This window comes from Mucilaginibacter sp. A5337 (assembly GCF_059690695.1).
Genome location: NZ_JCAWEC010000009.1, coordinates 126,633 through 147,171 on the forward strand (window position 1 = coordinate 126,633; position 20,539 = coordinate 147,171).

At 42.5% G+C, this 20,539-nt stretch carries 19 protein-coding genes; 9 read left to right on the plus strand and 10 right to left on the minus strand.

Going from position 1 to position 20,539, the window contains the following annotated elements; translation table 11 throughout:
- Positions 1-7: 7 nt before the first annotated feature.
- The 6 genes from prmA to mce all read right to left on the minus strand — a co-directional run bounded on the left by prmA (position 8) and on the right by mce (position 4,694).
- Positions 8-844 carry a 50S ribosomal protein L11 methyltransferase gene (prmA, locus tag AC59JO_RS26110; protein WP_413668546.1) on the minus strand — a complete coding sequence of 279 codons (837 nt, stop codon included), beginning with the start codon at positions 842-844 and terminating at the stop codon, positions 8-10.
- Between the two features lie 55 nt (positions 845-899).
- Entirely contained in the window at positions 900-1,370 is a 471-nt protein-coding gene (locus AC59JO_RS26115; protein ID WP_413668547.1) for a hypothetical protein, read from the minus strand.
- 258 nt (positions 1,371-1,628) lie between these two features.
- Complete coding sequence (gene tpiA / locus AC59JO_RS26120) at positions 1,629-2,393, minus strand: triose-phosphate isomerase (RefSeq protein WP_413668548.1); 765 nt, start codon at positions 2,391-2,393, stop codon at positions 1,629-1,631.
- A gap of 121 nt (positions 2,394-2,514) precedes the next feature.
- Positions 2,515-3,699 carry a GlmU family protein gene (locus AC59JO_RS26125; protein ID WP_497309160.1) on the minus strand — a complete coding sequence of 395 codons (1,185 nt, stop codon included), beginning with the start codon at positions 3,697-3,699 and terminating at the stop codon, positions 2,515-2,517.
- 65 nt (positions 3,700-3,764) lie between these two features.
- Positions 3,765-4,013, minus strand: a complete 249-nt coding sequence (locus AC59JO_RS26130) for a type B 50S ribosomal protein L31 (protein WP_090524811.1) — start codon at positions 4,011-4,013, stop codon at positions 3,765-3,767.
- A gap of 276 nt (positions 4,014-4,289) precedes the next feature.
- Positions 4,290-4,694 (minus strand): methylmalonyl-CoA epimerase, encoded by a 405-nt coding sequence (gene mce / locus AC59JO_RS26135; RefSeq protein ID WP_413668550.1) that lies wholly within the window; start codon positions 4,692-4,694, stop codon positions 4,290-4,292.
- A gap of 110 nt (positions 4,695-4,804) precedes the next feature.
- Here mce and AC59JO_RS26140 point away from each other — a divergent pair, with 110 nt between their 5' ends.
- The 3 genes from AC59JO_RS26140 (at position 4,805) to AC59JO_RS26150 (ending at position 7,081) form a co-directional block, all read left to right on the plus strand.
- Positions 4,805-6,016, plus strand: coding sequence for an IscS subfamily cysteine desulfurase (locus AC59JO_RS26140; protein WP_413668551.1), 1,212 nt, complete (start codon positions 4,805-4,807; stop codon positions 6,014-6,016).
- A gap of 153 nt (positions 6,017-6,169) precedes the next feature.
- The gene (gene iscU, locus AC59JO_RS26145; protein ID WP_076378185.1) at positions 6,170-6,583 is read left to right on the plus strand and encodes a Fe-S cluster assembly scaffold IscU; all 414 of its coding nucleotides are present in this window, start codon (positions 6,170-6,172) and stop codon (positions 6,581-6,583) included.
- Positions 6,584-6,754: 171 nt separating this feature from the next.
- Positions 6,755-7,081: a HesB/IscA family protein gene (locus AC59JO_RS26150; protein WP_413668552.1), complete on the plus strand. Its 327-nt coding sequence runs from the start codon at positions 6,755-6,757 to the stop codon at positions 7,079-7,081.
- A gap of 514 nt (positions 7,082-7,595) precedes the next feature.
- Here the strand turns inward: AC59JO_RS26150 and AC59JO_RS26155 are convergent.
- Positions 7,596-8,426: a nuclear transport factor 2 family protein gene (locus AC59JO_RS26155; protein ID WP_497309164.1), complete on the minus strand. Its 831-nt coding sequence runs from the start codon at positions 8,424-8,426 to the stop codon at positions 7,596-7,598.
- Between the two features lie 222 nt (positions 8,427-8,648).
- Positions 8,649-9,245, minus strand: a complete 597-nt coding sequence (locus tag AC59JO_RS26160) for a short chain dehydrogenase (protein WP_413668554.1) — start codon at positions 9,243-9,245, stop codon at positions 8,649-8,651.
- Positions 9,246-9,392: 147 nt separating this feature from the next.
- Here AC59JO_RS26160 and AC59JO_RS26165 point away from each other — a divergent pair, with 147 nt between their 5' ends.
- Complete coding sequence (locus AC59JO_RS26165; protein ID WP_413668555.1) at positions 9,393-11,303, plus strand: AMP-dependent synthetase/ligase; 1,911 nt, start codon at positions 9,393-9,395, stop codon at positions 11,301-11,303.
- A 164-nt stretch (positions 11,304-11,467) separates the two neighbouring features.
- The gene (locus tag AC59JO_RS26170) at positions 11,468-12,670 is read left to right on the plus strand and encodes a DUF763 domain-containing protein (RefSeq protein ID WP_497309167.1); all 1,203 of its coding nucleotides are present in this window, start codon (positions 11,468-11,470) and stop codon (positions 12,668-12,670) included.
- On the opposite strand, the gene AC59JO_RS26175 is transcribed toward AC59JO_RS26170, so the two are convergent.
- Positions 12,662-13,195, minus strand: coding sequence for a DUF4142 domain-containing protein (locus tag AC59JO_RS26175; protein WP_413668557.1), 534 nt, complete (start codon positions 13,193-13,195; stop codon positions 12,662-12,664). The two genes, AC59JO_RS26170 and AC59JO_RS26175, sit on opposite strands and share 9 nt — an antisense overlap.
- Positions 13,196-13,620: 425 nt before the next feature.
- On the opposite strand from AC59JO_RS26175, the gene AC59JO_RS26180 reads away from it, so the two are divergent.
- The 4 genes from AC59JO_RS26180 to AC59JO_RS26195 all read left to right on the plus strand — a co-directional run bounded on the left by AC59JO_RS26180 (position 13,621) and on the right by AC59JO_RS26195 (position 19,731).
- Complete coding sequence (locus AC59JO_RS26180; RefSeq protein ID WP_413668558.1) at positions 13,621-14,259, plus strand: response regulator; 639 nt, start codon at positions 13,621-13,623, stop codon at positions 14,257-14,259.
- A 103-nt stretch (positions 14,260-14,362) separates the two neighbouring features.
- Complete coding sequence (locus AC59JO_RS26185) at positions 14,363-16,273, plus strand: AAA domain-containing protein (protein ID WP_497309170.1); 1,911 nt, start codon at positions 14,363-14,365, stop codon at positions 16,271-16,273.
- An 89-nt stretch (positions 16,274-16,362) separates the two neighbouring features.
- Positions 16,363-18,690, plus strand: coding sequence for a family 20 glycosylhydrolase (locus AC59JO_RS26190; protein ID WP_497309172.1), 2,328 nt, complete (start codon positions 16,363-16,365; stop codon positions 18,688-18,690).
- 3 nt (positions 18,691-18,693) lie between these two features.
- On the plus strand, positions 18,694-19,731 hold the full coding sequence (locus AC59JO_RS26195) for an LLM class flavin-dependent oxidoreductase (protein WP_497309174.1): 1,038 nt from the start codon (positions 18,694-18,696) through the stop codon (positions 19,729-19,731).
- On the opposite strand, the gene AC59JO_RS26200 is transcribed toward AC59JO_RS26195, so the two are convergent.
- On the minus strand, positions 19,728-20,513 hold the full coding sequence (locus tag AC59JO_RS26200) for an alpha/beta fold hydrolase (protein ID WP_497309176.1): 786 nt from the start codon (positions 20,511-20,513) through the stop codon (positions 19,728-19,730). The genes AC59JO_RS26195 and AC59JO_RS26200 overlap by 4 nt on opposite strands.
- Positions 20,514-20,539: the final 26 nt, after the last annotated feature.

Genomic DNA, 20,539 nt, shown 5'->3' on the forward strand with positions numbered 1-20,539 from the left:
TGGGGCTTTACTTAATAAACTTAGCAGCCACCCATTCTTTATCTTTTTTGTGGGTGATATATTTTAAACCATACTTCCGCGCCTCATCGGTAATGATATCCAGATCAGGTGATTCATAGAAACCGCTGAAATAGATTTCACCATCTGTTTTTAACACCTCGGCGTAGCGTTGCATCTGATCAAGAAGAATATTACGATTGATGTTTGCCAGGATAATATCGTATTGCTCATCCGGGATAACTTCTTTTGAACCACAAAGCGGCTTGATGTTGCCCACATTATTCAAAGCCGAATTCTCGATAGTACTTTCATAACAAACCTGGTCGTAATCAATAGCCGTGATATCACCGGCACCCAATTTAGCGGCTATAATAGCGAGAATTCCGGTGCCGCAGCCCATATCAAGTACTTTTTTACCGGCAAATTCATTCTCCAGCATCAGCGCCAGCATCATGGCCGTGGTTTGATGGTGACCGGTACCAAACGCCATCTTAGGATCGATAACAATCTCATAATCAAATTCGGGCTTAGGTTCATGAAAGGTAGCCCTTACGTAGATCTTATCCCCTATTTTTATCGGCTCAAAATTACTTTCCCATACCTCGTTCCAGTTTTTTTGTGGAATAAGGTTTACCTCATAACTAAATGTAAACAGATCTTTATAAGGCAATAGTTGCTCATCAAGCGCCTGCTGATCAAAAACATCTTCGGGAATGTAAGCTTTAAAGCCAAGCTCAAGCTCTTCAAAAGTATCAAAACCAATTTCACCCAAAGCGTTGATTAGCAGGTCTTGCTGGTAATCTTCGGTTGTTATGGTAGTAAAAAATAGTTCGTAGTAATTCATTTTAATTTTTTTGCCATTAAATTCAACGGGATTGCCGCCGATAAATAGAGTGATTTTAACCTGCAACTTCGGGTTCAATCGGTTCACTGTCATTGCCTACTCTTTTTCTGTCGAGTAAATACAGTACAACGAAGTTAACCAGCCAGTAAACAGCCTGTATTTCGGTCATGTACCACCAAAAGCTTAGTAAGGGTTTGTATCCTTCTTCGGGCAGCCATATGATATAACTGAGGGCTCCGGCAAATAGTATGCAAACCAGGGCAATGCAGGCTCCGGCAATAAAGCGGGCCGAAGCACCTTTATGTTTAACCCAATTCCATAGTGGTATAATGATCAGGTATTGGGTGAGGACTCCATCGGCAAGCAATAGTCCCCAAAAAAGGCTAAAGTAGGCCATGAGGCTATACAGGTTACCATTACCAATTTCACCAATGCGCATAGGATGATTGGGCATATTAAAATACACCACCGTCCAAAACACACCAAAGTCGACCAAAACCGGTAAAAGAACTTTTAAAAGCTTCATGCTTTTTAGATTTGAGACGTGAGATTTGAGATATGAGATTTTATTTTTTCAGTAAACATCACATACGCTCATTATGTTTGGAATTAAGCCCGGGATTGTCTCAATACTCAAATCTCACGTCTCATATCTTATTAATTTGAGACGTGAGATATGAGATTTGAGAGTTTATTTTTTTATAAACAGCACAAACCCTATTTCTGTTTGAAATTAAGTTTGAGCATTGTCTCAGATCTCATATCTAAAATCTCATATCTAATATTAATTAAATGTTTTAACGATATCTGTAAAATCGCGGGACTTCAGGGAAGCACCACCGATAAGGCCACCATCGATATCCGCCTGCGCAAACAGTTCAGCAGCATTGGTTGGGTTGCAGCTTCCGCCGTATAAAATGGTTGTAGCATCAGCAACTTCCTGGCTGTATTTAGCAGCTATCTCTTTACGGATAAATTCGTGGATTTCCTGTGCCTGCGCAGATGTAGCAGTTACACCTGTACCGATAGCCCAAACTGGTTCATAAGCGATAACCAATTTTGCAAATTGTTCAGCATCAAGATGGAAGATACCTTCAACCAGTTGAGTTTTGATCACGTCAAAATGTGTATTGGCTTCACGCTCCTGCAAAGTTTCACCAATGCAAAAGATAGGGCGAAGATCATTTTTTAAAGCAGTATCAGTTTTTTTTGCAAGCAAGGCATTGGTTTCGCCAAAGTACTGGCGGCGCTCTGAGTGGCCAAGGATCACATAAGCAGCACCTGTAGATTTGATCATCTTAGCCGAGATCTCACCTGTGTAAGCACCTTTTTCTTCCTGGTGGGCATTTTGTGCACCAACAGCTATTTTGCTATAACCTTTCGACAATTGTACCAGGCTATGAATGTGGATGAACGGACTGCAGATCACTGCTTCCTGCGTGCCGGTAGCCTCATCTTTTACCATGTTGATGATCTCTGAAAATAAAGCTAAACCTTCATTGTAATCAAGGTTCATTTTCCAGTTTCCGGCAACGATTTTCTTTCTCATGATTTTATTTTTTTAGTGAGTGGTTGATTAGTTGATTAAGTGAATGGCTATTAACGGGGACCAAATGATGTAATGAGTTTCCAACTACTCACTTAATCAACCCAATAAACCAATCACCGAATTAAAACTGACGATACTCCTTCGTCTGTTCAAATATGGCTGTTAATATATTCTGTTCTGTTTCGTCAAAATCACGGTGTTCGCGGCGGTCAAACACTTTTTGCGCGGTTTCAAACATTTTGTTCATCAAATAAACATCAAAGCCCTGCGCCCCGCCCCATGAAAAATCGGGCACGAAATGACTTGGGAAGCCTGCACCAAACACATTGGCACCCACGCCTACTACAGTCCCGGTATTAAACATGGTATTGATGCCGCTTTTAGCATGATCGGCCATGATTAAACCGCAAAATTGCAAGCCCGTTTTACGTAAGCGCTGCGTGCTATAATCCCAAAGTTTTACCTCGGCATAGTTATTTTTCAGGTTGGAATTGTTTGTATCAGCACCAATATTACACCATTCGCCTAAAACCGAGTTACCAAGGTAGCCCTCATGCCCTTTAGACGAATATCCCCAGATCACCGAGTTATTTATCTCGCCGCCAACACGGCAATATGGGCCAATAGTAGTTGCTCCATAAATTTTAGCACCCATTTTTACCTGCGAGTGTTCGCAAATGGCAAACGGCCCGCGAATATGGGTCCCTTCCCAAACTTCGGTATTGGCCGAAAGATAAATAGGCCCGTTGGTGGTATTAAATGTAGAGCATTCGGCAACCGCACCTTCTTCAGCAAAAAAATCGCTGCCAATAACAACGTTAGTTGAGCTGATGGCTGCACTGGTGCGCCCTTTGGTAAGCAGTTGAAAATCTTTACGCAGCTCTATATCATTTTTCCTGAAAATATCTTCAGGATATTTGATCGATACAAAAAGGTTAGCGTAATTTACCGCATCGGTAAAATCGGCACCGGCATTAAAGCTTTCTGCATCTGTGGCATTGAGCCTAACAGCTATTAGCTGCTCGTTGTATTTTAGCGCCTGCCCAATTTGCAACTTATCAATTGCTTCAACCAGGTTTTCATCAGGACATACGGCACCATTAATAAAAACGTTATCAGCTTCAATATTGGCCGGAAACTTTATTTTTAAGTAATCAAGCGTATGAAACGAATAAGCGCTGTTTAAATGGCTGGCCCATTTTTCGGCAATGGTGAATATACCGATGCGAAGATCGGCTACAGGCCTGGTAAAGGTAAGGGGCAGCAGTGAAAGGTGTGCGTTATCGTCAAAAAGGATAATTGCCATGGCGCAAAAATAAAAAAAGTCCCGACTGCAAAGCCGGGACTTGTAAATATTTAATCACACAAAAATTACTTTTTGTTGTAACGTGAGCGGAATTTATCGATACGACCTGCAGTATCAACCAGTTTCATTTTACCGGTGTAGAACGGGTGCGAAGTGTGCGAAATCTCTAATTTAACCAATGGATATTCGTTACCATCTTCCCATTTAACGGTTTCGCGGGTATCGATGCAAGATTTAGTGATAAAAGAGTAGTCGTTTGACATATCTTTAAATACAACTAACCTATAGTTTGATGGATGCAGATCTTTTTTCATTATATTATATAAACTTACCTTCTGTACTTTACTTAAAAGAGGTGCAAATGTAATAATAAAAGTGAAAACTGGAAAAGCAAATTAAAAATAGTTTATTATTGTTCATGGATGACAGTTCATGGTTCATAGCCGGGTATAGAATCGCATTTATAAAACTGGATATTAGACAATTAAACACCCTCTATCTTTTTGTCTGAATCCGGATTTATTGAATTCAGGGAATGTGCAGAATACTAATCAAATTCGAAAAATTTTCAAAATTCAATAAATTCGAGTTCAGACACTCATCTCCTGGCACAACTCAATTAAAACGCCATTAGCACTTTTAGGATGCACAAAGCATACCAGTTTATTATCAGCGCCCAATTTGGGCTTATCGTTAAGCAAAACAAAACCTTCAGCCTTTAACCGTTCCATTTCGGCATTAATATCATCTACCTCAAAAGCTATATGATGAATCCCCTCGCCTTTTTTTGTTATAAACTTAGCTATAGCGCTATCATCATTCAGGGCTTCGAGCAATTCAATTTTATTTGGCCCGCTTTGCAGAAAAGCAGTAAGCACGTGTTCGCTCTCTACAGTTTCGGTTTTATATACCGGTGTATTCAGTAGTTTGGAGTAAATCTCGCCTGCCAATTTAACACTGTTAACCGCTATGCCAATGTGCTCCACTTTGTTCATGTCCAAATATTGTAAATTATTGGTCAGCTTTGATAAATTGCGAAGTATTTTAGCTGAATTTAGATAAAAACTTGCGTATCTTTGTTTTGTTAATATATTTCAAAAGGACTATGAATATCCCAATTTATTTAGATAACAATGCAACAACACCGATGGACCCAAGGGTACTGGAGGCTATGTTACCATATTTTAACGAAAAATTTGGTAATGCGGCAAGCCGTAACCATGCATTTGGCTGGGTTGCAGAGGAGGCGGTTGATTACGCACGCGAACAGGTTGCCAAATTGATAGGCGCATCTGAAAAAGAGATCATCTTTACCTCTGGTGCTACAGAATCAGATAACCTTGCTATTAAAGGGGTATTTGAAATGTACAAAGACAAAGGTAACCACATCATAACCGCCGTTACAGAGCATAAAGCTGTGCTTGATGCCTGCAAACACGTTGAAAAAATGGGCGGTAAGGTAACTTACCTCGCTGTTAAAGAAGATGGTTTGATTGACTTGGCTGAACTTGAAGCAGCAATGACCCCTGAAACCATCCTGGTATCTATCATGTATGGCAATAACGAAATCGGCGTTATACAGCCGGTTAAAGAAATAGCTGCCATTGCGCACAAACATGGCGCTTTGTTCATGACAGATGCTACACAGGCAGTTGGTAAGATCCCGGTTGATGTAAATGCCGACGGTATCGACTTATTAGCCTTATCAGCTCACAAAATATACGGCCCCAAAGGTGTTGGCGCATTATACGTACGCCGTAAAGGACCAAGGGTTAAAGTTACCGCTCAGATGGACGGTGGCGGTCACGAGCGCGGTATGCGTTCTGGCACCCTTAATGTACCGGGTATTGTTGGTTTAGGTAAAGCCTGCGAACTTTGCGCCCAGGAAATGGAAAGCGAAGCAAAACGCCTTTCAGCTTTACGCGATAAACTGCAATCAGCTTTAACAGTACTGGAAGAAAGCTATGTAAACGGTAACGTGGAACACCGCTTACCACATGTTGCTAACATTTCATTTAAATATGTTGAAGGTGAAGGTTTGATGATGGCAATGAAAGATCTGGCTGTATCATCAGGTTCGGCTTGTACTTCTGCTTCGTTGGAGCCTTCATACGTATTGAAAAGCTTAGGCTTGTCTGATGACCTGGCACACTCTTCTATCCGTTTTGGCTTAGGCCGCTTTACCACCGAAGAGGAAGTTGACTACGCTGTTGAAGTAACCAAGAAAGCGGTTACCCACCTGCGTGATCTTTCACCACTATGGGAAATGTTTAAAGAAGGTATCGACCTTAACTCAATTGAGTGGGCAGAACACTAATTGAATTTGAAGATGTGGCAATTTGAAGATTTGAAAATTGCCCGTAATTTCAGTAAATTAAGGATTAAAAATATATTTAGATAAGATTTTTGAGAGCGATCCATGTATCATTTTCAAATTTTCAAATCATAAAATTTTCAAATTAAAAAGACAATGGCATATTCAGATAAAGTAATCGATCACTACACTAACCCCCGCAATGTGGGCACTTTGGATAAAAGCAGCCACAAAGTAGGTACCGGTTTAGTTGGTGCACCTGAGTGCGGCGACGTAATGCGCCTGCAAATTCAGGTTGATGATAACAATGTTATCACCGATGCAAAATTTAAAACTTTCGGTTGCGGTTCGGCAATCGCTTCTTCATCATTGGCTACTGAGTGGCTTAAAGGCAAAAGCATTGATGATGCTATGAAAATTGACAACATGGACATCGTTGAAGAGCTTGCCCTTCCACCGGTAAAAATTCACTGCTCAGTTTTGGCAGAGGATGCTATCAAAGCAGCGATCAATGATTTCCGCGTTAAAAACGGCTTAGCGCCAATTGAAAGCGAAAAAGTACATCACTAAGAAGATGTGAGATGTTAGATGTGAGATTTGAGATCTTGTGTGACTTTACAAAAAGTATTTTTCAATCTCTCATATCTAACGTCTCACATCTCAAATCTAATTAATTTGATTTGATGATTTGCGATGGAGCTTGGTCTCATATCTCAAATCTCATATCTCAAATCTATAAAAATGGTAACTGTAACTGATAAAGCAAAAAGCAAAATAGAACACCTGATGCAGGATGCAGGGCTTGATGCCTCTTATTTTCTGCGTGTATCTGTACAGGGCGGAGGTTGCTCTGGCTTATCATACAATCTTGATTTTGATAACGAAGAAAAAAAAGGTGATCAGTTTTTTGAAGACCGCGGCGTTCGTATGGCGCTCGACATGAAATCATTCCTGTACCTTGCCGGTACTGAGCTTGATTTCTCTGACGGCCTTAACGGCAAGGGCTTCAATTTCCACAACCCTAACGCCAGCCGCACCTGCGGTTGCGGCGAAAGTTTTTCGGTATAAATATTCAACCTTAAAATATAAAAAGAGGCGCGATGAGCGCCTCTTTTTGTTTACACTCTGCCGTGGGCTTCCAGCCCGTGGGCGTTCGGAAGATTTTTTAATTCCCTCCTTGGGGAGGGGTGCGGCAGGCTTGTGCAGTGACGGGGAGGGGTTTATGCGTCGTTAAAGCAGATAAGCCTGCCGTCGAAACCCCTCCCTACACCCCAATGTCATTAAGTTAAGAAAATCCCCCAGAGGGGGAACAGGTTTGTAGCACATAATATACCGAGAATAACCGTGCCAGAGGTACGGAACATCGGAGTTGTGTACCTCTGGCACACTAAAAATCCAATTTATTTCTATTTCTACAAACCTTTTGCACCTCTGGTGCAGCCTCTAAAACTCTTAACTTAATGACATTGCCCTACACCCTCCCAAAGGAGAGAATCGCACAATCCCCTGCTTTTTTTATCTTCCGAACACCTATGGCTTCCGGCCCGCGGTTAAGTATGGCTTTATCTTTTAGCTAAACTATTTAAAACATATCCTCAGGCTTAACATCATCGGGTACAGCTTGTTCCACACTCCAGTGTTCTGCAATTTTACGCCCGGCCACCCTGAATATCTCATAAAACACAAACGTTTTGCCGTTCCTATTAAACTGCGACTGTACTACAACAAAATCACCTTCGGCAATAATCCTGTGAATTTTCACAGCTCGTTCAGGCTCCGAAAGATAACCTGCCAATCCCTTGCCCGATGCAACCACAGAAGCATCATGCTCAACATAAGCAGCATTAATAAACTGACTGGCAGATTGTTTATTTAAGATTACTTTATAAAATTGATCGACAATAAGCCTGCTATCTTCTGCAGAAGCATGATGTTCAATTTCGGTTGTGCCATTGGTAGCAGTTATGGCTTTCCCGCTTTCATCGGGCAGGGGCTGTATAGCATCCCAGTGTTCCGTTAACATCCCATCCTTTAACTTAAACAGGTCAATCACAGCCATACGCTTGCCCATAAATGAAACATCAAGGTGAAGTACTACTAAGTCACCATCCTGTATCGCCCTTACTATTGGTGACTTTGCACCTTCAGGCGGTGGCGGCAAGGTTTTCAGAAAATTAATCATTTCCGTTATCCCTGCCCTCCCCTGCTTAACGGTTGGATTATGTTGCTTATAACCTTCAATTATAAATTCGGGGATCAGCTCAGTTTTACGTTGCCCCACTATCTGCTTATAAAATGAAAGCACTTTTTGTTTATTGGTTATGGTATCCATATAGGTATGCGATTTTGCGTGACAGGCAATGCACATAAAAATACAGCATACGCCCAAGGTAAATACTTGAGTAATTTTCATTACTTGTTAAATAAAATTAATTAGAAATTTTCAGACAATACAAAACACTACCGCAAACTGCAGCGTGTTACCGAACCCGTATTAACGGGCCGGGCCTTTAAGCGACCCTTGTTTTATATGTGGAGGTTGTAATTATGCCGTGAAGATAGGGAAAGTTTAGAGATTTCAGACTTACGAAGTTTTAAAAACTTCGTAAGTCTTTTTCGGGCTTGGCAATGCCTGTCAAAATACCTTAATCACCTGCCCCGTAATGGCCCCAAGCACGCTTTTAACATAAGCATTGGCTACTTTGTCCATAGCAACAGGCTCATGGCCAGGAAAATACTCAAAGAAACCCGGCGAATCTTCAACAACTCCGGGGCTTACCGCATTAATCCGCACGCCGTTTTGCAATTCGATGGCGGCACTGATAACAAAGGAATTTAGCCCTCCGTTAATAGTTCCCAGATTTACACCATTTATAACAGGATCTTCGGATAGAATACCTGATGTAAGCGTGAATGAACCTTTGGCATTAATATGACGCTGGCCTATCAGTACCAAATTTACCTGTCCAAGCAGCTTGCTTTCAATTCCCTTTTTGAAATCAGCCGGCGTTGTACTTGAGAGCGGACCAAAATGCCCTGAACCGGTGGTACTTATCAACGCATCAAACGGCCCAATCTTTTCATAAAACGATTCAATTGATTCGGGCGAAGTGATGTCTAACTGAAAAGCCCCGCTTTTAGAACCTGCTGTTATAATCTCGTGCCTGCCCTGCAACACTTCAGTAACCTTTTTGCCAATAGTACCCGAAGCACCAATGATAATTATCTTCATAGTATATGTTTTTTGTACAAGTTAACAAGTGTCAGCATAAATCAACATCATCACAAAGTAAAACACACCCAGTTTGTCAAATACCTGTGTCAATGCTTGTTTTTATAAAAATAGATTTAGATTTGTTTCCAATATCCGATTATATAAATGACTAAAAACACTGCGCTTTCAACTGTTCCGGGTTTCATTCGCAATACCGTTGCCAACATTCACCCTTTAGATCATACTTTCCTGCTTCATAAGGTTAAAGATACCTGGGTTGAGATCAGCTACGGCGAGGCACTGGAAAAAATAGATGCTATTTCGGCCTGGTTTCTGCATATCGGCATCAGGAAAGGCGACAGGCTTTCGCTCATTATCGAAAACGGCCCAAATTACGTTTATTATGATCAGGCCCTGCAACAGATCGGTGCGGTTAATACTTCGATATATCCAACCCTTACAGAAAACGAGATAGAATATATCCTGAACGATTCAGGTGCACGTACCATCATTTGCGGCAATCCATTCCTGTTTAGGAAAGTTTTAAAGGTGGCAAACAACTGCCCTGAGCTGATCCGCCTGATACCTGCATTTGATGACTTCGAAAAATTCAGCGATAAAGTAAGCTTAAATGCAGGTGTAATTGGCTTTGAAGAAGTAATTGCCGAGGGGCGCAAATTGTTGGAGCAATATCAGCACGCCATTAATGCGGCACGTGAAGCCATCTTGACAACTGATACTTCATGCCTCATCTATACTTCAGGCACCACAGGTGTACCTAAAGGCGTGGTTTTAACACATCATAACCTTACTCAAAACGCGATCAATAGTTTAATCCAGATCCCGTTTGTTGAAAAAACCGACAGGTTTTTATCGTTCCTGCCACTATCGCACGTGTTTGAGCGTACCATTTACCATATAGCCATTTACCGGGGATCACAAATAGCCTTCGCCCAAAGCCTTGAACTATTGGCAAAAAACATGGCCGAAGTTAAACCTACTATACTTTGTTGCGTACCACGTTTGCTGGAACGCATCCACGACAGGGCTATCAAAAGTGGCACATCAGCAGGTGGCATCAAAACCAAGATTTTCCTTTGGGCATTTGAAATTGGCAAAAAAGTGCGCCTTGCACAGGAAGCAGGCAAATCGCCCAATGTGATGTTAAAAGCACAGCATGGCATTGCCGAGAAACTGGTATTCAGCAAAATCAAGGAAAAAACCGGCGGACAACTTAAATTCATGGTATCGGGCGGCGGTGCACTGCCTAAAAATATCGGTGAGTTTTTTGGCGATCTTGGCATTGTGATTTTAGAGGGCTTTGGCTTAACCGAAACATCACCGGTGATGGCCGTTACAGAGCGTCACAGGGTAATTTATGGTACCGTTGGCCGCATCATTCCCGGTATTGAAGTGGCCATCCAAAATGTGGATACCAAACACATCTACAGCATACAAACGCATGATAACTTTAAGGAGGATACCCTGACCGAGGAAGGTGAGATCATTGTTCGCGGGCATTGCGTAATGAAAGGCTACTGGAACAAGCCGGAAGAAACCGCCACAGTTATCGATTCGCACGGGTGGTTCCATACCGGTGATATCGGTCGTTTCTTCCGTGGCAACCTTCAGATCACTGATCGCCTGAAAAACATGCTGGTGAACGCATATGGTAAAAACATCTATCCAACCCCAGTGGAGAATACCTACCTCAAAAGCCCTAAAATTGAACAGGTATTTTTAGTAGGCGATAAACGTGAATACATTGCGGCTATCATAGTGCCCGCACGTGAAACCCTGCAGGAAACTTTTAACCTTCAGAATGAGTTCTTTGAGCGCCCCGAAGTGTTCATTGATGATAAAGAAATTGTCGACTGGATTGGTGCCGACATCCGTAAATACAGCAACGAACTGGCCAAATTTGAACGTATCAAATCATTTAAAGTAAAACGTAACCCTTTCAGCATGGATGATGGCGAGATCACCCCTACCATGAAAGCCAAACGCAAGGTTATCGAAAAGAAATATGCTGCCGATATTGATGAGCTGTATGTTGGAGAGACGGAGGAAGACTAACCGTTGATGGGCTTTTGATTACGTTGATTTCGCTGATGTCGGAACCGGGATTTGGGGAGATTTATCGGATTAGCGGAATTTAATTAATCCAAGCCTCAGAAAAAATCAACGAAATCAGCGCAATCACTTAAAATCAACGGTTAAGATTTACTAACTTTGTTAGCATGAAGCGATCAGGCAGTGCTGACTTACCTTTACATTATGGCTACGTACCACTGTGGCTTGCCGAACGAATGGCTAAGCTTGGTCTTGCAGTGGTAGAAACCATTGTGATGGACTATGGCAAGGATGAAGTTCTTCGCCGGTTAAGCGATCCTTTTTGGTTTCAGAGCCTGGGCGCTGTTATGGGGATGGACTGGCATTCCTCAGGCATAACAACCTCCGTAATGGGCGCTTTGAAAAAATCTATTAACCCGCACAGCCGTGAGTTGGGCATTTACATTTGCGGGGGAAAAGGCAAACACTCCAAACAAACCCCAGCCGAGCTTTTAAAAGTAGGCGAAGCCACCGGGCTCAATGGTAATTACCTGGTAAAATGCAGTAAACTAAGCGCTAAGGTTGATAATACCGCCATTCAGGATGGCTTCCAGCTTTATACTCATAATTTTATTTTAAGCGATACCGGCAAATGGGCTGTAGTACAGCAAGGCATGAGCGATGCCAGCAGCACCGCCCGCCGCTACCACTGGCATTCGGAGCAGCTAAGTTCATTTGTTGATGATCCGCATACGTTTATCTACGGAAAAAACAATGGCTATATCCTTAACATGACGGATAAAGAAGCAGGCAACTCACGCAATGGCGTTATGCAGATTGCTGCCGAAAATCCCGGTATCATGATCAGGGAGATCAGCAAACTGGTAATGCCCAACCACCATGAGGTTTATGCCAAAGATGTAGACCTTAAACGCCTTGGCGCGGTACTTTGGCTGGCCCATGAAAAACAGCCCAAAGATTTTGAAGACTTGCTGTTATTGCAAGGCTTAGGGCCGCGCACTTTACAATCGCTGGCATTGGTAAGTGAAGTAATCCACGGCACCCCTTCACGGTTTAAGGACCCTGCCAGGTTTTCCTTTGCTCATGGCGGCAAGGATGGCGCTCCGTTTCCCGTTCCAACCAAAGTTTATGATGAAACCCTAAGCACCCTTCAAACGGCTATTTATAAGGCAAAAATGGGTAATAGCGATAAAAATGAGGCCATCAAACGCCTCTCCCAAATAGCCGAAAACGCCGAAAAAGATTTTACGCCCAATGCCAACTTCGATAAAGTTATTGAAAAGGAGCGTAACGACTCGTGGAAATATGGAGGTCGTACAGTTTTTGGCAGAGCAAAGGCTCCCGCTGAACAGCAGCTTAAATTATTTTAAAGTAGTACTAATGAACTTTGCAGTATCTAAATGCGCCTGCAAACCGGGCAACATTTTATTCGCAAAATCGGCCAGGGAGGTGTTTTTCTTATCTTGCCCTACTATTTTATACAAAGCTATCTGATCGGTATGGTCATTGATAACCATTTGTATATACGCCTTATCAAACGCTCCTGCTTTCTTTACATCCAAATCATTGATCATTTGCTGATGGATGGGGCTTATTATGGCCGAGTCCGTAATCTGGTTATCGGTTTTGAGTTTCTTGAAATCATCGGCCAGCATGGTATGATCATCAATCATGAGTTTGGCAAACTGGATAACCCGCTGATTTTTCGAATTCGCAATTGCCAAACCTGAAGCCTTTACCGAGGCAAGGGTTGACTCTTCGCCACTTTTAAGAAACAACAGGCCGTTATCATCTATTTGCGTTTTATTGTAGTTATTAGCTTGCCGGTTGCTTTGGCAGGCCTGCAATACCAATAAAAAAAACATGAAAAATAAAGCGCTTGTTAATCGGCTCATGCTGATAGTTTAATGATCTAATTTAACAAAAAAAGGCAACAATAGTTTTCATATCTCTTTTAAAACGATCAAGGCTTACTATCCGGAAAACAACTGATTAATAACACTTTTACTCTTCAGTTCCCTAAAGAGCTAATTGTTATTTTAAATGTACACTTGAAGTGTAAAAACCACACTTGTATTTTTTATGCCTCTTCTTTAAATTTAAAGTTGCCTCATCAACAATATCCTTTGCTAAAATTTAATATTTAACATCACTCTAATCATCAGTCTTAAAAAACTGATAAACAAAAAGTTAACTCAAATAAAACAAATTGATTTTTTAGACAAATACAATATATTGTAAATATTTTCTTACAAACAAACAAAAGGGCATCAATGTTGCGGCAACGTAAAATGAACAAACTAAACGAAACCTTTGAACTATGATAAACGCGGAAAAAATCACATGTTATTGCTTCAATAAAGATTGCGCTGCCTCGATATATAACGATACTACCTGTTTATCAATACAAGTCCCCCTCGAAGTAGCGTTGTCACGTACATTAAATTGTATTGAATGCGGTGCTGAGCTACTGTCTCCATTGTTAATAGAGATAAAAAAAGACATTCTTAATCTTATAAAAGATGATCAACAGCATTCGGTAGCTATTATTGATGATGATATCATTTTTCACGAAACGGTTAAAATCATTTTAAAAGATAATTGGTTAAATGCAAGCTTTTATATGAACCCTGAACCGGTATATAACAAGTTATACAGCAACCGCAATAAACATGCGGAAATACCTAATATTATTTTCCTTGATCTGGATATGCCGATAATGGATGGCTGGGAGTTCTTAGATCTGTTCAATAACATCCATCGCTCGCTTGCAAAGCTGGTTTCTATTTATATTATCTCAAATTCCGTTGATCCTTCCGACCAGAAACGGATGAAAGCATACCCTTTTGTTAAAAGCTTTATTTCAAAACCCTTAACCAGGCACTTTTTAGGTAAAATCAATGAGGAGGTTTCAAAAAACGCTGCTGGTCTTGAACTTAAACCGGCATCTAACTGGTAGCCACTAAATTTATTAATCAGGAATACAAAAAGGGAGCCCCAGGTTTCCTTTTTGTGTTTTATCTGGTTTTAAAAAAGCCGGGGCTAAACTTTACCTTTGCCAAATGGACTATTTTAAAAAACTGCTCAACCTGTTACAAACTGAGCAGGACGAAGACCGCCAGGCATACCTAAAACTCACCGAAACATCCTCAGCGACCGATCGCCGTGCAGCAGGACTTACCTGGTACCCTATAGCCATTAAAGGTACCGAAATAGGCAGGGGCGATTATCTAACCGTTGAGGTTGAACGTCCTTCGCACCAGGACCTCAGCCACCAGTTCAGGTTTGGAGCTTCGGCAGCATTGTTTTCAAATCATGATCCTAAAACCAGCCGGGTAAATGGCACAGTATCCTATCAGGGTGGTAACCGGCTAAAATTAACCCTGAACACCGAAGAATTACCCGACTGGAGCCGGAATGGAAAACTCGGCATCGATCTGCTGTTTGATGATAATAGCTACGATGAAATGCAGAAGGCACTCAAACAGGCTGCTAAACTTATCAACGATAATAAAGATGGCCACCTTACCCGTGTATTAACCGGGCAAAGCACTCCAACATTCATTCCCGAAACAATTCATTATCCGCTTCAAGACTTAAATGATTCACAACGGCAAGCTGTCCAAAAAATAGTAGAAGCGCAGGAGCTCGCTATAGTTCACGGGCCTCCGGGTACGGGCAAAACAACTACACTTGTGCAGGCCATTAAAGCACTTATAAAGCAAAATAAGCAACAGATCCTGGTAGTGGCGCCAAGCAATACTGCTGTTGACCTGCTTAGTGAAAAGCTGAGCAATGAAGGTTTAAACGTACTGCGCATCGGCAATCCGGCAAGGGTGTCTGAAAAATTAATGGCTTTAACTTTAGATAGCCGGATAAGTGCACATGATGATATGAAGGAGGTCAAAAAGCTTAAAAAGCAGGCTTCCGAATACAAAAACATGGCGCACAAATACAAGCGCAATTTTGGCAAGGCCGAGCGCGACCAGCGCAAGGCGCTTTTTGATGCAGCCCATCAACTCATCAGGGAAGTGGATAAAACCGAACAATTTATTGCCGAAGACCTGATCAGCAAAGCGCAGATCATTACCGCAACACTTGTTGGCGCCAATCATTACACTATACGGGATTTAAGGTTTCATACCATAGTTATTGATGAAGCCGGGCAGGCCCTTGAACCGGCTTGCTGGATCCCTATATCAAAGGCTCAAAAAGTGATCTTCGCCGGCGATCATTTACAGCTCCCTCCTACTATTAAATCACAGCAGGCCGCTAATGAAGGATTGAGTACCACCCTGCTCGAAAAATGCACTGCGCTTTATCCCGAGGCCGTTGTATTACTTGAAGAACAATACCGGATGAATGAAGCCATTATGGGCTTTTCATCAAAAGAGTTTTATAACAATAGGTTAAAAGCTCATGAATCGGTAGCAAACCTGTTACTGTTTCCGGGGGATGTTCCGCTTAGTTTTGTTGATACCGCAGGTTGTGGTTTTGATGAAAAACAGGAAGGAACCAGCACGGCAAATCCCGAAGAGGCTGCGTTCCTATTCAAACATCTTCATAAGCTGGTTGGCGAACTCACCGGGTATTATCCGGCAGAAAACTTCCCAACTATTGCAGTTATTTCCCCATACAAAGAACAGATCAGGATTTTAAACCAATTATTACAGGATTCGACAGAACTGATGATTTATGCTGACAAAATTGCCATCAACACCATTGATAGTTTCCAGGGGCAGGAACGAGATGTAGTTTACATCAGTCTCACCCGCAGCAATGCCAACGGAGAGATAGGCTTCCTGAGCGATATTCGCCGCATGAATGTGGCCATGACCCGTGCGCGCAAAAAACTGGTAATGATCGGTGATAGCTCAACACTTGCGTATGCTCCTTTTTATGGAGATATGATCAGCTATGCGGAACAGCTAAATGGCTATCAAAGCGCCTGGGATTACGCAGGCTACGATTAAACGTCAATTGTTTGTTACATAAGCTTTAATACTGCTACAGCTTGGGATATTGGTTAAATTTATCCTTTAGCCTCATAACCGGCGCTGCTATGAATTTTAAACTGTATAACCTGTTCAAACTTGCTGCTTTTATAAGCTTCTTTATTTCTTTGACCCAAACCGGTAAAGTATCGGCCCAAACCAATACCGACGATCCGCATTTGGGCATCATTCCCGCTCCTGCTTCAATCACCAAAAGCGATGGTACATTTATTTTTACCCCGCTCACATCAATCAAAGCCGACAACCCAAAAGACAAAGCTGTTTTATGGCTGAAAGATTACCTGCAGGAGAACCGGCACCTGAATATCAAAATAGCCAAATACAACTCAAAAATTAAAGCAACCAAAAGCAAAGGCCTGATCCTGACCTCAAAAGGAGCTAATAAATTGCCAAATGAAGGGTATAAACTTAGCATCACACCACTCAATATTATTATCGTTGGCAAGGATGCAGGCCTGTTTTATGGCATTCAAACTTTGTTGCAGCTTTTCCCGGTTGAAAACGCAGCCTCCTATAAATTGCCTTGCGCGGTAATTGAGGATTCGCCCCGTTTTGGGTACCGTGGGATGATGCTGGATGTATCCCGTCATTTCTTTACCATTCCGCAGGTTAAAAAGGTAATCGAGCTTATTGCATCTTATAAATTGAATACCTTTCACTGGCATTTGGTTGATGGCCAGGGATGGCGTATCGAGATTAAAAAATACCCCAAACTTACCGAAGTGGGTGCATTTCGCCAGCAAACCATGTTTGGCAGTAACCGCGACTGGCCCGATTCGCTTAGTTACGGCGGTTTTTACACCCAGGAACAAATTAAAGATGTGGTTAAATTTGCGGCCGACCGATATATTAACGTGGTCCCAGAAATTGAAATGCCTGCCCATTCCGAAGCTGCATTGCGTGCCTATCCCGAATTTAGATGCGATACCGTTGCCGGCCAAAAAGCCCCGCGCGATATCAATAACCTGTACTGCCCTACCGAGCAGACTTTTACCTTTTTACAGGATGTGCTTACTGAAGTGATGGCGCTGTTCCCAAGCAAGTACATTCACATTGGCGGTGATGAAGCAGGTAAGGAACCCTGGAAACAATCGGCCTTTTGCCAGGCTTTGATGAAGGAAAAAGGCCTGAAAGATGAAAAGGAATTGCAAAGCTATTTTATTCAGCGTATTGAGAAATTCATCAACTCCAAAGGCCGCAGTATTATAGGTTGGGATGAGATACTGGAGGGTGGCCTTGCCCCTAACGCCACAGTAATGAGCTGGCAGGGTGAGGAGGGTGGTATTAATGCTACCCATCAAAAGCATAATGTGATTATGACACCGCAAACTACAGGTAACTACTTTGATCATTACCAAAGCAGCTCACCACAGGAGCCGGTATCTTTTGGCCGTTACGCCACTTTGGAAGAAACTTATAATTATGATCCGGTTTCAAAGCAATTAACTCCCGACGAACAGAAATATATAATAGGCACCCAGGGTAACCTTTGGACAGAGTACGTACCTACCGTGGCCAAGCTTCAATACCAAATCATGCCGAGAGTTTTCGCCTTATCGGAAGTGGCATGGACCCAACCTGTCAATAAAGACTACACCAATTTTTCAGAAGTACGGTTGGCTAAACATTTTGCAAGATTAGATGCCATTAGCTACAACTACCGGGTACCAACCGCGTTAACCACTATCGATACCATGGTTGTAGGTCCTCATTTCGTATATACCTTAAAATCGGTTGTACCGGGTGCTAAAATCTATTATACACTCAACGGCCGCGACCCATTGGATACTGACCTTCAGTATGACGGGCCAATCACTTTCTCCATACCGCAAAATGAGAAGAGGGAATTGCGGACAAGGGTGATCACACCATCCGGTCGCAGGAGTATTGCTACCCGCACTCTAATGTACAATAAAGCGCCATTACCTCCAGTAAACTACACGGCCAACAAACAGGGGATTAAATACAAATGGGCAAAAAACACATTTACCTCTCCCGATCAGCTTAGCTATGCTGCACCACAAGATTCGGCTATCAGCAATAAACTGGATGCCGAACCTTTGAAAAAAGACAACCCTAATTTTGGTGTGGTTTATGACGGTTACGTGAATATTTTGGCCGATGGTACTTATAACTTTACGCTTGCAAATTATGCGGCCAGCCAATTGTTCATTGATGGCGTGCAACTAACAGAAGCTGAATATGCGCTGCCACTGGCAAAAGGTTTTCATCAGATAAAGGTAAAGTACATATACAATGCGCCACCACCGCCAACAGGCAGGTACAGGCCCCGTGTAGCTCCGCTTAAAGTATATGTTACAGCTCCCGGAAGTTTTGAAAAGAAGGAGCTTAACGCAGCCAATCTTTATTTTTGATACATGGAATTAGGTATAAGCACCTTTGGCGAGGTACATCCCGATGGCAAGAGCGGCAATGCTTTAAATGCCCACAAGCGGGTTCAGGAATTATTGGAAGAAGTAAAACTGGCTGATGAGGTTGGCCTGGATGTTTTTGCCTTCGGCGAGCATCACCGGCCCGACTTTGTGATCTCAGCACCTGAAATATTAATCTCTGCGGCAGCAGCTATCACTAAAAATATTCGTTTATCAAGTTCTGTTACCGTATTGAGCTCGGCCGATCCGGTGCGCACATTTCAAAATTTTGCTACTGCCGATCTTGTTTCGGGTGGCCGGGTTGAAATGATAGCGGGCAGGGGTTCATTCATTGAATCGTTTCCTTTGTTTGGTTTCGACCTGAATGATTATGATGCATTGTTTACTGAAAAACTCGAAATGTTTTTGCAGATCAATAAACAGGAAATTATTTCATGGAAAGGCAACTTCCGGGCGTCGGTCAGAAACCAGGGTGTATACCCTCGTCCATTGCAATCAGAGATACCAGTTTGGATAGGCGTTGGCGGCACCCCAGCCTCTGCTAAACGAGCGGGAGCATTAAACCTGCCCATGATCATTGCCATATTGGGTAGCGCGCCAAAACATTTTGTGTCTTTTGTGGAACTTTACCGCGAATCGGCAGCTAAAGCCGGACATGATGTAAGCAAACTGCAACTGGCTATCAGTTCACAATTTTACGTGGCCGAAAACTCGCAACAGGCAGCGGATGAATTTTACCCAAGCTATGAGGCCCTCATGACCCGTGTTGGCAAAGACAGGGGCTGGTCGCCCATGACAAGGGAGCAATTTGAATACCTTCGCGATTTTGGGCCACTGGTTGTTGGCGATCCGCAGCAGGCTATCGACAAAATCATGCAGCAATACGAGCTTTTTGGCAATACCCGCTTTGTAGCCCAACTGGTTACCGGCTTTACCAAACACAAGGATATTTTAAAAGCCATTGAAATTTACGGCACAAAGGTAGCCCCTATAGTACGTAAAGAAACCAAGGTAAAAGCTTAAGCTTTTGCCTTGGTTAAAAACTCTTCTATAATGGTTACAGCAGGATAATTTCCGTCTTCACGTACTTCGGCTATCTCACCTATATAGTCGCCATGGCCACCAGGCAGGATGCAAAGCTCAGCATCAGGTAACATACGGTATAATTCCAGGGTGTGTTCTGGCCTGATTACGTCTTTATCCCCGGCAATCACCAACGCCGGCATTGTAATAGAACGAATAGCGTCATCGCCCCAGTCTTGAAAAGCTTGCATACGACTAAGGTCCCGCTTATGCATTATTTCTAAAGCAGCATGATCATTGTTTATAGCGAGAAACGCCTCCTGCAAAGGCTTGGGCATACTATCCAGGGTAGCGTTTTTCATAAAATCCCAAAACCAGGAGTCGAAACCGCTGCGTTTATAAAACGAGGAAGCTATGATGATTTTATGTACTAATTCTGGATGCCTGATCGCCAACTGCATTGCGGTGTTACCACCGTTGCTAAAGCCCATGATATCAGCCTGTTTTATATCCAAATGTTTAAGTAAAGCCGCAATGTCATCAGCATCCTGTTCAAATGAAGTGGGCACGCCCCTATCTGGCGTACGCCCGTGCGCCTGTAGATCTACCCCTATTACCTTGTGTTTTTTTGCAAAAGTTGACAACACACGACCAAAAGTAACATAGATATCTGAACCTCCGCCGTGAACCAGCACCAACGGGAAACCCTCACCATGAATTTCGTAATACATTTTCAGGCCATTAACAACGGCATAGTTACCGGCAATATTTGTTTTTGTCATATGCATAGGTTTTAATTCAATACAAA

Excerpts from the sequence above, each read along its gene's own strand:
- AC59JO_RS26115 (WP_413668547.1), bottom strand. The coding sequence starts at position 1,370 with ATGAAGCTTTTAAAAGTTCTTTTACCGGTTTTGGTCGACTTTGGTGTG.
- AC59JO_RS26140 (WP_413668551.1), top strand. The coding sequence starts at position 4,805 with ATGAATATCCCAATTTATTTAGATAACAATGCAACAACACCGATGGAC.
- AC59JO_RS26180 (WP_413668558.1), top strand. The coding sequence starts at position 13,621 with ATGATAAACGCGGAAAAAATCACATGTTATTGCTTCAATAAAGATTGC.
- AC59JO_RS26200 (WP_497309176.1), bottom strand. The coding sequence starts at position 20,513 with ATGACAAAAACAAATATTGCCGGTAACTATGCCGTTGTTAATGGCCTG.
- AC59JO_RS26150 (WP_413668552.1), top strand. The coding sequence starts at position 6,755 with ATGGTAACTGTAACTGATAAAGCAAAAAGCAAAATAGAACACCTGATG.
- prmA (WP_413668546.1), bottom strand. The coding sequence starts at position 844 with ATGAATTACTACGAACTATTTTTTACTACCATAACAACCGAAGATTAC.
- AC59JO_RS26130 (WP_090524811.1), bottom strand. The coding sequence starts at position 4,013 with ATGAAAAAAGATCTGCATCCATCAAACTATAGGTTAGTTGTATTTAAA.
- AC59JO_RS26190 (WP_497309172.1), top strand. The coding sequence starts at position 16,363 with ATGAATTTTAAACTGTATAACCTGTTCAAACTTGCTGCTTTTATAAGC.
- AC59JO_RS26175 (WP_413668557.1), bottom strand. The coding sequence starts at position 13,195 with ATGAGCCGATTAACAAGCGCTTTATTTTTCATGTTTTTTTTATTGGTA.
- AC59JO_RS26155 (WP_497309164.1), bottom strand. The coding sequence starts at position 8,426 with ATGAAAATTACTCAAGTATTTACCTTGGGCGTATGCTGTATTTTTATG.
- mce (WP_413668550.1), bottom strand. The coding sequence starts at position 4,694 with ATGAACAAAGTGGAGCACATTGGCATAGCGGTTAACAGTGTTAAATTG.
- AC59JO_RS26160 (WP_413668554.1), bottom strand. The coding sequence starts at position 9,245 with ATGAAGATAATTATCATTGGTGCTTCGGGTACTATTGGCAAAAAGGTT.
- AC59JO_RS26125 (WP_497309160.1), bottom strand. The coding sequence starts at position 3,699 with ATGGCAATTATCCTTTTTGACGATAACGCACACCTTTCACTGCTGCCC.
- AC59JO_RS26195 (WP_497309174.1), top strand. The coding sequence starts at position 18,694 with ATGGAATTAGGTATAAGCACCTTTGGCGAGGTACATCCCGATGGCAAG.
- AC59JO_RS26165 (WP_413668555.1), top strand. The coding sequence starts at position 9,393 with ATGACTAAAAACACTGCGCTTTCAACTGTTCCGGGTTTCATTCGCAAT.
- AC59JO_RS26170 (WP_497309167.1), top strand. The coding sequence starts at position 11,468 with ATGAAGCGATCAGGCAGTGCTGACTTACCTTTACATTATGGCTACGTA.
- iscU (WP_076378185.1), top strand. The coding sequence starts at position 6,170 with ATGGCATATTCAGATAAAGTAATCGATCACTACACTAACCCCCGCAAT.
- AC59JO_RS26185 (WP_497309170.1), top strand. The coding sequence starts at position 14,363 with ATGGACTATTTTAAAAAACTGCTCAACCTGTTACAAACTGAGCAGGAC.
- tpiA (WP_413668548.1), bottom strand. The coding sequence starts at position 2,393 with ATGAGAAAGAAAATCGTTGCCGGAAACTGGAAAATGAACCTTGATTAC.